The organism is Streptomyces sp. NA04227 (assembly GCF_013364195.1).
Taxonomy (GTDB): domain Bacteria; phylum Actinomycetota; class Actinomycetes; order Streptomycetales; family Streptomycetaceae; genus Streptomyces.
Genome location: NZ_CP054918.1, coordinates 5,370,255 through 5,383,987, shown reverse-complemented (window position 1 = coordinate 5,383,987; position 13,733 = coordinate 5,370,255). Strand labels below are relative to the sequence as shown.

12 protein-coding genes and 1 pseudogene are annotated in these 13,733 nt (G+C 70.3%); 5 read left to right on the top strand and 8 right to left on the bottom strand.

Features of this window, described 5'->3' with window-relative positions; translation table 11 throughout:
* Window positions 1-56 precede the first annotated feature (56 nt).
* Window positions 57-476, bottom strand: coding sequence for a hypothetical protein (locus tag HUT18_RS23055; RefSeq protein WP_176102467.1), 420 nt, complete (start codon window positions 474-476; stop codon window positions 57-59).
* Between the two features lie 213 nt (window positions 477-689).
* On the opposite strand from HUT18_RS23055, the gene HUT18_RS23050 reads away from it, so the two are divergent.
* Window positions 690-1,967, top strand: coding sequence for an HNH endonuclease signature motif containing protein (locus HUT18_RS23050; RefSeq protein WP_176102466.1), 1,278 nt, complete (start codon window positions 690-692; stop codon window positions 1,965-1,967).
* A gap of 37 nt (window positions 1,968-2,004) precedes the next feature.
* Here HUT18_RS23050 and HUT18_RS23045 read toward each other — a convergent pair whose 3' ends face one another.
* Window positions 2,005-2,535: a hypothetical protein gene (locus tag HUT18_RS23045; RefSeq protein ID WP_254878762.1), complete on the bottom strand. Its 531-nt coding sequence runs from the start codon at window positions 2,533-2,535 to the stop codon at window positions 2,005-2,007.
* A gap of 240 nt (window positions 2,536-2,775) precedes the next feature.
* On the opposite strand from HUT18_RS23045, the gene HUT18_RS23040 reads away from it, so the two are divergent.
* Together HUT18_RS23040 and HUT18_RS23035 are read left to right on the top strand one after the other, a co-directional pair.
* A complete protein-coding gene (locus tag HUT18_RS23040; RefSeq protein WP_176102465.1) occupies window positions 2,776-3,429 on the top strand; it encodes a ClpP family protease in 654 nt (217 codons plus the stop codon).
* 1 nt (window position 3,430) lies between these two features.
* The gene (locus HUT18_RS23035; protein ID WP_176102464.1) at window positions 3,431-4,039 is read left to right on the top strand and encodes a ClpP family protease; all 609 of its coding nucleotides are present in this window, start codon (window positions 3,431-3,433) and stop codon (window positions 4,037-4,039) included.
* Between the two features lie 272 nt (window positions 4,040-4,311).
* Here HUT18_RS23035 and HUT18_RS23030 read toward each other — a convergent pair whose 3' ends face one another.
* Together HUT18_RS23030 and HUT18_RS23025 are read right to left on the bottom strand one after the other, a co-directional pair.
* Window positions 4,312-5,454 (bottom strand): endonuclease/exonuclease/phosphatase family protein, encoded by a 1,143-nt coding sequence (locus tag HUT18_RS23030; RefSeq protein WP_217710514.1) that lies wholly within the window; start codon window positions 5,452-5,454, stop codon window positions 4,312-4,314.
* Window positions 5,455-5,607: 153 nt separating this feature from the next.
* Entirely contained in the window at window positions 5,608-6,336 is a 729-nt protein-coding gene (locus HUT18_RS23025) for a M15 family metallopeptidase (RefSeq protein ID WP_176102462.1), read from the bottom strand.
* A 132-nt stretch (window positions 6,337-6,468) separates the two neighbouring features.
* Between HUT18_RS23025 and HUT18_RS23020 the strand changes: the two genes are divergently transcribed.
* A complete protein-coding gene (locus HUT18_RS23020) occupies window positions 6,469-7,164 on the top strand; it encodes a response regulator transcription factor (protein ID WP_176102461.1) in 696 nt (231 codons plus the stop codon).
* Window positions 7,157-8,239 (top strand): HAMP domain-containing sensor histidine kinase, encoded by a 1,083-nt coding sequence (locus tag HUT18_RS23015; RefSeq protein WP_176102460.1) that lies wholly within the window; start codon window positions 7,157-7,159, stop codon window positions 8,237-8,239. The genes HUT18_RS23020 and HUT18_RS23015 overlap by 8 nt, the downstream gene beginning before the upstream one ends.
* Before the next feature lie 615 nt (window positions 8,240-8,854).
* On the opposite strand, the pseudogene HUT18_RS23010 reads toward HUT18_RS23015, so the two are convergent.
* The 4 genes and pseudogenes from HUT18_RS23010 to iolB all read right to left on the bottom strand — a co-directional run.
* A pseudogene (locus tag HUT18_RS23010) lies at window positions 8,855-9,196 on the bottom strand (helix-turn-helix domain-containing protein); the annotation flags it as partial.
* Window positions 9,197-9,317: 121 nt separating this feature from the next.
* Window positions 9,318-10,826, bottom strand: a complete 1,509-nt coding sequence (locus HUT18_RS23005) for a CoA-acylating methylmalonate-semialdehyde dehydrogenase (RefSeq protein ID WP_176102459.1) — start codon at window positions 10,824-10,826, stop codon at window positions 9,318-9,320.
* 132 nt (window positions 10,827-10,958) lie between these two features.
* The gene (gene iolD / locus HUT18_RS23000) at window positions 10,959-12,845 is read right to left on the bottom strand and encodes a 3D-(3,5/4)-trihydroxycyclohexane-1,2-dione acylhydrolase (decyclizing) (RefSeq protein WP_217710513.1); all 1,887 of its coding nucleotides are present in this window, start codon (window positions 12,843-12,845) and stop codon (window positions 10,959-10,961) included.
* Complete coding sequence (iolB, locus tag HUT18_RS33315; protein ID WP_217710512.1) at window positions 12,842-13,663, bottom strand: 5-deoxy-glucuronate isomerase; 822 nt, start codon at window positions 13,661-13,663, stop codon at window positions 12,842-12,844. Before iolB ends, iolD begins: the two co-directional genes overlap by 4 nt.
* Between the last annotated feature and the right edge of the window lie 70 nt (window positions 13,664-13,733).

Sequence of the window (13,733 nt, the reverse complement as noted above, 5' to 3'; positions counted from 1 at the left end):
GGACGGCCGCTCATCTGTCGGCTACACCCGTACCGCGTCGAGATGCAAGGGACTGGTCAGTCACGCGTGGTCCAACCACCGATGCGCCCGATGAAGCGCCAGGCGGGCCGCTCCGTCCGTCTGCTCTCGTGCCGGGCTGTTTCCCACGACAGGGGACTGCTGCCGTAGGCGCGCGTCGACAGACGGTTCACCTCTGCCTCGACATCTCGAAGGTGCCTACTGATGCGCTGGATGCCCAAGTTGGTGTCCCGCAGCCAGACCAGACCGAGGATGAGGCTGAGGCAGCCGAGATAAAGGTTGGGCCCGTGCGGGGAGAGCCCTCCTGTGGTGATGAGGGCGGCAATCACGCCCGAGAATCCCAGTACCTGCATCCTCGCCGCCACGCGCTCCGAGATCTCGCACCGGAGTGAGTCGTACTCACGCATGAGCAGGGCAATCGTCTCGGCGTCGTGTTCTTGACTCCTCTGCTGTGTCACCGAGCCCGCCCCCCAGGATCGCCACACACTTCTGATCCTGGGGTTCCCTGCACCGGGCGCGGCCGAACCTGCTGGGGCAGGAGCACGCGGGCAAGCCTGGCTTTTCGGCCAGCACCCGCCAGAACCAATGCCGCCAACAGGTCGTACGGGTAAGCCGGTTGAGAGACGCAGCAAGCAGATCGGACTCGCGATGTCAGAGCCCCCGGTTACCGTGTGGTCGTGGCGTTGAGTGACATCGGCAGGACAGAGATCGATCAGGCACTCGCGGAGTGCGACCGGCTGGGGAGGGATTCCTTTCTGGCGCAGTACGACTTCCAACCGGCCAAGACGTACTTCCTGGTGAAGGACGGCAGGCACTACGACTCGAAGGCCGTGGTCGGAGCGGCCCACGGTTTCCTGCCGGGGCAACGGCCGCTGGCTCCCAATGAGTTCTCCGGCGGGCGCGATCACGCCGTCAAACTCCTCGCTGACCGCGGGTATCAGGTCGTCCGCCTGGCCGCCATCGGTGAACCGACTGTGGATGGCCTCGTCGAGCGGGTGCGCGTCCTCGCCCCGGATCGTGCTTCCTCCGAGCCGCGCCTGTATCAGCCGATCACTCTGCTGTGGGCCGCCGCCCGCGCGATGCGCGGCGAGCAGCGGCTATTGAGCTGGGAGGAGACGTACGAGGCGTTGACCGACCTGTTGCGACGCCATGGCCTGCGCGGCGAGAGACCCCGCCCGGACTACCCAGTACTCGCGCTCTACCAGGCGGGGTTGTGGACGCTCGAGGGTCATTCCGGAGTGGTTCCCGTCGCCCACGGGGACGCCAAGTTGCGTCGGTGGTTCGAGGAACATCAGCCGACGGGCGGTCTCCCGACGGCGGCGTACGAGCTGCTGCGTGTCTCCGGACTCGCCAGAGCCTCGCTGATCGACACACTTACCGACCGCTTCTTCACCGGCCTCGACGAGTCCTGGCTGCTGCGGGAACTCCGTCTCGACCTCGAGACGGTCGTCGAGGATGCCGAAGACGCCTACGAGAAGCAGCAACTCGGCGGGCAGGACGACCCCGTGGTGACGGCCGCACAGTATCTCCGCTGGTGCCAACTGGCGGAGAATCGGGAGGCTGCCGACGGCTCCGGACGCCGGGAAGAACGCAGGAACAGTCCGCTACGGTTGCCCGCCGCCCGCAGAGCGGTCCTGTGGCGCAGTGGCGACCATTGCGAGAACCCGCGGTGCACCGGCGAGCCCCAGGACCGCACCGACCGAGGCCTGCCCATCCTGGACGTCGACCACATCGAGGACCTGGCTCAGGGCGGACGTGACCATCCGAGCCAGATGATCGCTCTGTGCCCCAATTGCCATGCCACCAAGACCCGTGGCCGCTCCCGGCACGAGCTGAAGGAACTGCTGCTCCGGGTGGCGGCGGAGCGGCATCAGCGTCTGCAGAGGCTTGACCGGACCGGCCGCTCGACGGGCGTTCCGGAGGGGACCGAGGTGGTATCCGACGCGTGAAGCGGCGCCCTGTGTGTCCAAAGGCGGAAGGTTCGTCTCACCGAGGCGTGACGGGACGCCCGTCCGTCCGTCGCAACCCCGGCCACATGTCCCCATAAGCAGCATCCATGAACTCGACCTGCGGCCCGCGCAGTTCGGACGCGTCGGTCGTTTCCCCTCGGGCCGTCTCGGCGAGGCGGAACGCATACCGATAGGTGGCGCCCCGCAGGGGCTCGCTCCTGGCGGCCAAGTCGATCTCGGCCTGGGCGAGCCACACAGCGTCGACTAGTTCGTCGAGTCGACCGAGGGCGGCACCGGCCCTGTTGTCGCGATCCTCCGTACCGGCGGCTTCGTCACCCGCCGCACCGTCCTCGCGCGTGAAGGCGACCTTCTCCACCCGTGCGGCAACGCTCAGGAACTTCAGCACCGCGCCCTTGAGTTCCGCGCGGTGAGCGGCCGCTTCCTGCACCTCGACCTGTCGGGTGCTCGCCCGCGAGACGAGGTACTGACCGAACAGCGACCCGCTCGCGCCGAGCGCGACACCGGCGAGAGACAACAGTGCCGGCCCCAAGGTGCCCCAAGATCCCATGGCGGAAGTCTCTCAACTCCCTTTCGCCGAAGGGCTGGTGTGTTGGCAGTCTTGCCCTCGCCTCCGGCGGCTCGTCCAGGGAAGAGTCCGGCCGGGGGGAACCTCCGGCCTCCGCACCTCCCGCGCCCTCTGCTCTCAGCAAATCTGCCGCAGGCCAAGATGCCTTACCCCGCGCCCTTCCCTCTCCGACAGTGGACATACGCGTCGACGCCGAGTGCGCCGTACCCACGAGGAGGGTCCATGTCAGTACTCACCACGGGCTGGAACCCAGCCCTGCGCCCCCGGGCCGAGGAGGGCGACACGCAGCCTTCCCGGTTCGACGACCATCTGGCCGCCCAACTGCTTCACCAGCGGATCGTGTTCCTCGGTACGCAGGTGGACGAGGTCTCGGCGAACCGGATCTGTGCGCAGATGCTGTTGCTGTCGGCGGAGGATCCGCGTACCGACATCAGTCTGTACATCAACAGCCCCGGCGGATCGGTGACCGCCGGGCTCGCCATCTACGACACCATGCAGCTCATCCCCAACGACGTCTCGACGCTCGTGATGGGATTCGCCGCGAGCATGGGGCAGTTCCTGCTCAGTGTCGGCACTCCGGGCAAGCGCTTCGCGCTGCCGAACGCGCGGATCATGATGCACCAGCCCTCGGGGGGCATCGGCGGCACCACCGCCGACATCGCGATCCAGGCGGAGAACCTGGAGTTCATCAAGAAGACCATCGAGCGGATCACCGCCTCGCACACCGGCCAGAGCGAGGAGACCATCGCCCGGGACGGCGCCCGCGACCGCTGGTTCACGGCCGAGGAGGCCAAGGCCTACGGCATGGTCGACGGGGTCGTGGCGAGCATGGACGACGTACGGCCCGCGGGCTCGCGGCGGAAGACGGGGATCTGAGATGAGCCAGTACACGATTCCGACCGTCGTGCAGCGGACCACCCAGGGCGAGCGCGCGTACGACATCTACAGCAGCCTGCTCTCCGAGCGGATCATCTTCCTCGGGACTGAGATCGACGACGGCGTCGCGAACGTCGTCATCGCCCAGCTGCTGCACCTCGAATCCTCGGCCCCGGACCGGGAGATCGCGATCTACATCAACTCCCCCGGCGGCTCGTACACCTCGCTCATGGCCATCTACGACACGATGAGCTTCGTCGGCGCGCCCATCTCGACCTTCTGCGTCGGGCAGGCCGCCTCGACCGCCGCCGTCCTGCTCGCGGGCGGCGACCCGGGCCGCCGGTTCATCCTGGAGCACGCCCGGGTTCTGCTGCGCCAGCCCGCCAGCGGGGGCCAGCAGGGCACGGCCGCCGACCTCAGCATCCAGGCCAAGGAGATGCTCCGGATCCGCTCCCAGGTGGAGGAGGTCCTGGCCCGCCACAGCCACCACGACATCGCCACCCTGCGCGCGGACATGGACCGGGACAAGGTCTTCACGGCCGCCGAGGCGGTGGCCTACGGGCTGGCCGACGAGGTGCTCAGCAAGCGGACAGGGCACGCGGCTGCTTGAAGGTCCTGCCGGGGGCGGCTACCTGAAGCCGCTGCCCCGGGGGGGGCGTGCCTGATGCGGGCGAGCGGCGGCCGCGACACGACAACATGAGACCGGCGCCCATGCTTCGGGCGCCGGTCTCAGGGCGGGCCGTTGGCCGTAGTTGATCGAGCCACGCGTCGAACTCTCCGGTCCAGTCGATGACAGGGCCCTCGGGCGAATAGGCCGGCGTGAAGCGGTCGAACCGCAGCACCGCCCGGTACAGGAAGCCAACTGTGACTCAGTGTTGACGTTCACCAGCTCACTTCGGCCGCCACCGGCAAGTGGTCGCTACCGGTCTCCGGCAGCAGCCACGCGCTCCTCGGTTCCACGCCGCGGACCAGTATCTGGTCGATCCGCGCAACCGGGAACTCCGCGGGCCAGGTGAAGCCGAAGCCCTGCCCGGCCGCGTCCTGGACGGAGCGCATCCGCGAGGTGATGGCGTCGAACACGCGGTCGTCCATGGTCCCGTTCAGGTCACCGAGCAGGACCACCCGCTCGTTCCGCTCGGCGGCGAGGGCCTCGCCGAGCGCCCGGGCGTTTCTGTCCCGCGTCTCCGTCCCGAAGCCCGACCTGGGACTCATCCGTACGGACCCCAAGTGGGCCACGTACACCGCCAGCGGCCCGTGCTCGGTGGCCACCGTGGTGCGCAGCGCCCGGGTGTCGGCCAGCTTGGCGTCCCCCAGCGGCCCGACGTCCTGCTCGGTGTCGACCGGCCGGGTGTCCGACAGCGGCAGCTTGCTCCACAACCCGACCGTGCCCTGTACGGAGTGGTACGGGTACGCCTTCGCCAACTCGCTCTCGTACGTGCCCCTGGCCTGCTGACTGATCTCCTCCAGTGCCAGTACGTCCGCGCCGGAGGCGGCCAAGTCGCGGGCGGTACCGGCCGGGTCGGAATTCTCGGCGGCGACGTTGTGGCTGACCACCGTGAGGTCACCGCCCGACTGGGACTTGTCGCGGAGCAGCCCACCGAAGAGATTCAGCCACACCAAGGTCGGCAGCAGCAGCGCGACCACGGCGGAGGCGGAACGGCGCCACAACGCGGCGGCAAGCAGCACCGGGACGAACAGGCCGAACCACGGCAGGAAGGTCTCCACCAGACTGCCGAGGCCACGACGGTCGGTGATCCGCGCGTGCCAGAGCATGAGCAGGCCCAACACGAGGGCCAGCGCCGCGATCACCAGGCCGCGCTGCCAAGGCTCCGGCTCGCGGAGGACGCGGAGGACGCGGAGGACGCGGAGGACGCGGAGGACGCGGAGGACGCGGATCGCCCGTTGCGTACGCGCGCGCCACGTTCCGCCGATTCCGGCCGCCGGGGCACCGGCTCGGGTACCCGGCGCACCTGTCTCCGCCGGACCGCCGCCCTTCCCGGTCTCCGCCGTTTCCACCTGCGTCATCGCCCGTCCTCGCTCACTGCTCTTCATGCTGTTCGTTCTGTCCGTGCTGTTCGTTCTGTGTGTGCTGTTCGTTCTGTCCGTGCTGTCGTCGCACTGTCTTGCTGTCGCGCTGTGGTCGCCCTGTCGCGCTGTTCACGGCGTCCCGCAAGCCGTTCACCGCCGCATCCGCGGGTCCCGGGTGGGGTCGGCGTACATCCCGGGGCAGCCACGGTCGATCGCGTAGGCGCGCAGTTCGTAGTGCCAGGGTTCGTTCCGGTAGATCGGGCACAGCCCGTACGCGGCGCCGTGCCCGGCCAGCCACGCCGTCGCATCGGCGCCCCCGATGTCGACCGCCTCCCCCGACACATGAGGAGACGTCGCCGGGGTGGCCACCCATCGCGCGGCCTCTTCCTCGGACCCGTACGTGGAGACCGCCTCGCGAAGAAGCCGCTCCTGATACTCCGGGGAACGCCAGCCGCTGTTGACCTGGAACTCGACTCCCTCGGCGGCGGCGTCCTTCGCGGCCCGGCGGAGGGCCTTGAGCAGACCGGGGTCGAGGTTGGCCACCGCCGGAATCGCGTCGTCGAAGACCGTCACACCGTCGGGGACGGCCCCGTCGGCCTGGCTCGGGCCGTCACCACGGCCATCACCACGGGCATCACCAGGGCTGGCATCACGATGCTCGCTTCCGGGCGCCGTCGAGGGCCCCGCGCCCGACGGGCGCCGGGGCAACGAGAGCGGCGGGGAAGGCGCGGACGGCGAACGGGACGAAAGAGGATCGCCAGCGGACGACCGGTGGGGGTGCGAGGACTCCGGCGCCTGGTGGGCGAGGACCGCTCCGGCGATCACCGCTGTGCCGACGGTCAGGCCGACGACCATCAGCCAGCGAACCCGCCGGGGCATTACCCGCCGGGGTGTTGTCCGTGCTGATGCTGGGGTTCGAGTCACGCCGCCAGTGAAGGCAACGCGCTGTTGCCGGCACGTATGCGGTTTTCGATACGCCGACGATATGTGCCGACTCGTAGCCTTGAGAACATGCGTGTCTTGATCGTCGAGGACGAGCCCTACCTGGCCGAAGCCGTCCGCGATGGCCTGCGTCTGGAGGCGATCGCGGCCGACATCGCCGGTGACGGCGACACCGCTCTGGAGCTGCTCGGCTTCAACACCTACGACATCGCCATCCTCGACCGCGACATCCCCGGACCGTCCGGCGACGAGATCGCCAGCCGCATCGTCGCCTCCGGCAGCGGCATGCCGATCCTCATGCTGACCGCTGCCGACCGACTCGACGACAAGGCCTCCGGGTTCGAACTCGGCGCGGACGACTACCTCACCAAACCGTTCGAACTCCGTGAACTCGTCATGCGGCTCAGGGCACTCGACCGCAGGCGGGCGCACAACAGGCCCCCCGTACGGGAGATCGCCGGTCTGCGGCTGGATCCCTTCCGCCGCGAGGTCTACCGCGACGACCGCTACGTCGCGCTCACCCGGAAACAGTTCGCCGTGCTCGAAGTCCTCGTCGCCGCCGAAGGAGGCGTCGTCAGCGCCGAAGAGCTCCTGGAACGCGCGTGGGACGAGAACGCCGACCCGTTCACCAACGCCGTACGCATCACCGTCTCGGCCCTGCGCAAGCGTCTCGGCGAACCCTGGCTCATCGTCACCGTGCCGGGCGTCGGCTACCGCATCGACACAGCCCCCGGCGCCGAAAGCGAGGGAGGGAGCCGTGGGTAGGCGGCCCGGGCTGAGCGTGCGCCTCAAACTCACCCTCAGCTACACCGGATTCGTCATGGTGGCCGGAGCCCTGATGCTCGTCGCCGGGTGGTGGTTCCTGACGCGTGTGAAGCACGTCGGGCTCGTCTTCGAACCCGGCTACAGCCTGTCCGTCGTACGCGACTTCGCGCCGATCGCGTCGACCACGATGCTGTTCCTGCTGGTGTTCGGCCTCGTCGGAGGGTGGTTCCTCGCCGGCCGCATGCTCGCCCCGCTGAACCGCATCACGCACGCGACCCGCACGGCCGCGAACGGGTCACTCTCCCATCGCATTCAACTGCCGGGCCGCGAGGACGAGTTCCGTGAACTCGCCGACGCCTTCGACACGATGCTCGTACGGCTCGAATCGCACGTCGCGGAGCAGCGCAGGTTCGCGGCCAACGCCTCTCACGAGCTGCGCACCCCGCTGGCGATCTCGAAGTCGCTCATCGACGTGGCCCGCACCGATCCGCACCACGACACCGGCGAGCTCGTCGAGCGCCTCCACACCGTCAACACCCGGGCCATCGACCTCACCGAGGCACTGCTCCTGCTCAGCCGCGCCGAGCAGCGGGCCTTCACCCGCGAACACGTCGACCTGTCCCTCATGGCCGAAGAAGCCACCGAAACGCTCCTCCCTCTCGCGGAAAAGCACGGCGTCACCCTCGAAACCAGCGGCGACATCGCCCTCACGAGCGGATCGCCGACGCTCCTGCTCCAGCTGACCACGAACCTCGTACAGAACGCGATCGTCCACAACCTGCCCGAAGGCGGCCACGTGTGGGTCCACACCGGCATCCGCCCCCACACCGTCGTCTTCACCGTGGAGAACACCGGCGAGCAGCTCACTCCCCACCTGCTCTCGACCCTCACCGAGCCTTTCCAGCGCGGCACCGAGCGCGTCCACACCGACCATGCGGGAGTCGGCCTCGGCCTGGCCATCGTCAAAACCATCACCCAGGCACACGACGGAACTCTCACCCTGACCCCACGCCCCACCGGCGGAATCCGCATCACGGTGGAACTCCCCGCGGCGTCGCCGTACGCCGCGAGGTGAGAGGCCCGCGGGTGACGGGTGACGGGACAGTCGCGCGCCTCAGGCGGCGAGCGGTACCTCGCCGCGCAGCGCGAGCAGTACGGCGCCGTGGTGCGGAGCGGTCCGCTCGACTCGATCCGCAAGATCCCAGGAATCGGGCAGATCTGAGCAATCCGAGGAACCCGAGGAACCCGAGGAACCGAGGGAATCGGAACGGTCGGCAGCCCGGTCGAGGATCGACCGCCCCGCGGCCCGACGCCCGCCCAACTCCGTTACGTACGAGGCCACCGCACCGTCCGTCTCGATCGGCGCGGCCGGCGCCCCCGCCCCCTCCGTGGACGCGGGCTCCGCACCCTCCAGGTCATCGCCGTCGATGCCCTCCAGGTCCCCGCCGCCGACCTGACCCTCGTCGCCTGCCGGGAGCTGCTCGTCCTGCCCGTCCGCGAGCGGATCGGCCACACCGACACCGCGCGCCGGGCCCTCGCCCGCCTCTTCGTCTTCGTCCGGTGCGGCCTCGGCCGCGTCACCGGTGACCGTCCCCGCGACCGTCGCGGCATCCCGCACGCCAACCCCGGCAAGCCCGTTGACGCTCCTGGGCCGCTGCCTCGGCTTCGCCAGCGGCGTCGCCTTCGCGCGGGCGAGACGCAGGAGTTCACCGTGCGTCAGGGCGAGCAGGTCGGCAAGGCCCAGGCCGAGCGCCTGCGCGGCGGCGGCGAGAACCTCGGAGGACGCCTCTTTACGTCCGCGCTCCAGCTCGGAGAGGTACGGCATCGAGATCCGCGCCGCGTCGGCCACATCCTTGAGGGTGCGCCCCTGAGCGAGCCGCTCCCGCCGCAACACACCCCCGACGATGTGCCGCCACAACGGTTCCTTCACCGACCGTCTGCCGCCCCCGGGCGCCTGAGGCAGGCCGACTGGCGCCGCCGCCAGAGGACGCAGCGCGATGACACGGGCCGAGTTGGGCGCAGGGCTGCTCACCTCTCCAGGTTAGGAGGCCGACGCCCGCAGGGAAGGTGGTGGCGTTGCGCCGGGGGCGAAATCGGGTGGTCGCGGTCGGGCGCGGGCAGTCACGGCGCCGCTCGCGGTGGCAACCCCCCGGTCACTCATGCCGAGGAAACCCCAGATCCACCCCCACCGCCCCCGCCGCCGGATCCCCCCAGCGCGTCGTGACGACCTTGCCCCGGGTGTAGAAGTGGGTGCCGTCGTTGCCGTAGACGTGATGGTCGCCGAAGAGGGAGTCCTTCCAGCCGCCGAAGGAGTGGTAGCCGACGGGGACGGGGATGGGGACGTTGACGCCGACCATGCCGGTGTGGACTTCGAGTTGGAAACGGCGGGCGGCGGCGCCGTCGCGGGTGAAGATGGCCGAACCGTTGCCGTAGGGCGAGGAGTTGATGAGGGCGAGGCCCTCCTCGTAGGTCTCGGCGCGCAGGACGCACAGGACGGGGCCGAAGATCTCGTCGCGGTAGGCGTCGGCGGTGACCGGTACGCGGTCCAGGAGGGACAGGCCGAGCCAGTGGCCGCCCTCGTGGCCCTCGACGGTGAAGTCCCGTCCGTCCAGGACGACTTCGCTGCCCTGGGCCGCCGCGTCCCGGACGTACCCGGCCACCTTGTCGCGGTGGGCGGCGGTGATCAGCGGGCCCATCTCGGAGTCGGGGTCGGTGCCGGGGCCGATACGGACCTTGGCCGCGCGTTCCTTGATCTTCGCGACCAGTTGGTCGCCGGAAGCGCCGACCGCCACCACCGCCGAGACGGCCATGCAGCGCTCCCCCGCCGAACCGTAGGCCGCCGAGACCGCGGCGTCCGCCGCCGCGTCCAGGTCGGCGTCGGGCAGGACCATCATGTGGTTCTTGGCGCCGCCAAGTGCCTGTACCCGCTTGCCGTTTGACGAGGCCGTGGCGTGGATGTGCCGGGCCACGGGTGTGGAGCCCACGAAGGAAACGGCCGCTACGTCCGGGTGTTCCAGGAGGCGGTCGACGGCGACGCGGTCGCCCTGGACGACGTTGAACACTCCGCCCGGCAGGCCCGCACGGTCCAGGAGTTCGGCGAGCAGGAGGGAGGGCGAGGGGTCCTTCTCGCTCGGCTTGAGGACGAAGGTGTTGCCGCAGGCGATCGCCATGGGGAACATCCACATCGGCACCATGGCGGGGAAGTTGAACGGCGTGATGCCCGCCACGACGCCGAGCGGCTGCCGGATCGCGGCCACGTCCACACCGCTGGAGACCTGCGTGGACAGCTCGCCCTTGAGCTGCGTCGTGATCCCGCACGCCAGCTCGACGATCTCCAGGCCGCGCGCCACCTCGCCGAGAGCGTCGGAGTGCACCTTGCCGTGTTCCGCCGTGATCAGCGCGGCCAGTTGGTCGCGGTGCGCGTCCAGCAGCGCCCGGAAGGCGAACAGGACCGAGGTGCGCTGCGCGAGCGAGGACGTGCCCCAACTCCCGTACGCCTCCTTGGCCGTGGCCACCGCCGCGTCCACCTCCGCCACCTCGGCGAAGGCCACCCGCCCGGTCACCCTGCCGGTCGCGGGGTCGGTCAGGGGGCCCGTACGCGCGGCGGAACTCGCCGCCACAGGCTTGCCTCCGATCCAGTGGCCCACGATCGTCTCCGCCATCTCGGCCTCTCCTTCAGCTCGTTCAGTTCGTTCGGCTCGCTCAGTTCGTACGGCTCGTACGGCTCGTTCAACTAACCCGTCTGTCCGGCTCGTTGGCTCACGCAAGGCGCACGGTGCTCGTGCGGCCGCCCCTCACCCCAACGCCCACCGCCGACCCCCCACCCGCCGCTCGTACTCCTCCCTGGCCCGTACCGCCTCCGGACGGCTCGCCGTCTGAGCCACCGGTACGTCCCACCAGGCCTCGGCGGGTGGCACGCTGCCGGGGCCCGTGCCCGGGTCCGGCGCCGTCTCCACGTACACACAGGTCGGCTCGCTCGCCGCACGCGCGGTGGCGAGGGCGGTGCGCAGCTCGGCGACGGTGGTGGCGCGGAGTACGCGCAGGCCGAGGCTGGCGGCGTTGGCGGCGAGGTCTACGGGGAGAGGGTCGCCGGTGTAGGTGCCGTCGGGGGCGCGGAAGCGGTAGGCGGTGCCGAATCCCTCGGCGCCGACCGACCTGGAGAGGCCGCCGATGGAGGCGTAGCCGTGGTTCTGGAGGACAACCACCTTGATGGGCAGGCCGAGTTGGACGGCGGTGACCAGTTCGGTGGGCATCATCAGGTACGTGCCGTCGCCCACCAGCGCCCAGACCGGGCGGGCCGGGGCGGCGAGCCGGACGCCGATCGCGGCGGGGATCTCGTAGCCCATGCAGGAGTAGCCGTACTCGACGTGGTACTGGTCGTGGGAGCGGGGGCGCCAGAGTTTGTGCAGGTCGCCGGGGAGTGAGCCGGCGGCGTTGATCAGGATGTCCTCGGGGCCGAGCAGGCTGTCGAGGCCGCCGAGTACCTGGGTCTGGGTGGGTGCGGCGCTGAGGTCGGGGGCCGCGTAGGCCTCGTCGACGCGAAGTTCCCACTGTTGCTTGGCAGTTGTGCAGGCGGCTGCGTACGACTCGTCGACGCGGTGTCCGGGGAGGGCTTCGGCGAGTGCCTCAAGTCCCGTGCGGGCGTCGGCGATCAGGGTCGTGCCGCTCATCTTGTGTGCGTCGAAGGGCGCGATGTTGAGGTTGACGAAGCGGGCGCCGGGGGCGGTGAAGAGGGTGCCGGAGGCGGTGGTGAAGTCGGTCCAGCGAGTGCCGATGCCGAGCAACAGGTCGGCGGTGCGGGCGAGTTCGTTGGCGGCGGCGGTGCCGGTGTGGCCGAGGCCGCCGAGGTCGCGGGGGTGGTCGTGGAGCAGGGAGCCCTTGCCCGCCTGGGTGACCGCGACGGGGATGCCGGTCGACTCGGCGAAGGCGGCGAGCGCGGCCTCGGCGCCGCTGTGCCGCACTCCGCCGCCCGCCACGATCAGCGGACGCCGTGCGGCCCGCAACTCCCGTACGGCGGCGCCGAGTTCGGCCGGATCGGGGGCGGGGCGGCGGATGTGCCAGACGCGCTCGGTGAAGAAGTCCTCGGGCCAGTCGTGGGCCTCGGTCTGGACGTCCTGTGGGAGGGCCAGGGTGACGGCCCCGGTCTCGGCGGGGTCGGTCAGGACCCGCATCGCGGCGAGCGCGGCCGGGACGAGGGCCTCGGGGCGGGTGATCCGGTCGAAGTAGCGGGAGACGGGGCGCAGGCAGTCGTTGACCGACACGTCGCCCGCGTAAGGGACTTCGAGCTGTTGCAGTACCGGATCGGCGGGGCGGGTCGCGAAGGTGTCGCCGGGCAGCAGGAGCACCGGCAGGCGGTTGATGGTGGCCAGGGCCGCCCCGGTGACCAGGTTGGTGGCGCCGGGGCCGATGGAGGTGGTGACCGCGTGGGTGCTCAGCCTGCCGCTCTGGCGGGCGTGACCGACTGCGGCGTGCACCATCGCCTGTTCGTTGCGGCCCTGGTGGAAGGGCATCAGGTCCGGGTACTCGACCAGGGCCTGGCCCAGTCCCGCGACGTTGCCGTGTCCGAAGATGCCCCAGGTGGCTTTGATCAGCCGGTGGCGTACGCCGTCCCGTTCGGTGAACTGCCGTGCCAGAAAGGCGATCAGGGCCTGTGCGACGGTCAGTCTGCGGGTGCCGGTCACCGGTAGCCCTCCTCGTGGTCGGGGTGGAAGCAGATGCGCCAGGCGCGTTCGGGGCCCGGGCCCGCCATGACGTTCAGGTAGTACATGGCGTGGCCGGGCTCCGCGATCGAGGGGCCGTGCCAGCCGTCGGGGACCAGCACCGCGTCGCCGTCCCGGACCTCGGCGAGCAGGTCGCTGCCGCCCGGACGGGAGGGCGAGATCCGCTGGTAGCCGAGGCCGTGCGCGCCCTCGATGGCGAAGTAGTAGATCTCCTCGAGCCGGGTCTCGACGCCGGGGCGTTCCTCGTCGTGCTTGTGCGGCGGGTAGGAGGACCAGTGTCCGGCCGGGGTGAGCACCTCCACGGCGATCAGCCGGTCGCAGTCGAAGGCGTCCGCGGCGGCGAACCCGCGTACCTGGCGGGCGCATTGGCCCGAGCCGCGTTCCTCCGGGGGGACCGCGGCGGCTGGCGCGTAGCGCGGCGTGAGTCGTCGCTCGCAGCGCGCCCCGGCCAGGGCGAAGCGGCCGCCCGCCCTGCTGTGCAGCTGTGCCCCGGTGTCGCGTGGCACATAGGCGAAGTCGCTCGGGCTCGCGAACACGCCTTGTCTGCCCGTGAGTTCGAAGCTCACGCCGTCCATGTCGACCACACAGCCGCCCGCCAGCGGCAGCACGATCCACTCGCAGTCGCCGCTCGCGAACTCATGGGTGCCGCCGGGCGGCAGCCGCAGTACCCGCAGTGCCGTGTACTCGGCGCCCGGCGCCCCGGGCCCGATGCTCAGCTCGTACGGGCCGTCGGCGGCGGTGCCGCGCGGGAGATGGAGCCGGGGCCGGGCGTCGCTCATGGGTATCTCCTACCTCCAGTCACCTGTCCCCCACTCCTCGCCGGTCGTGCTTTCTCCCGTCATCGGCCCG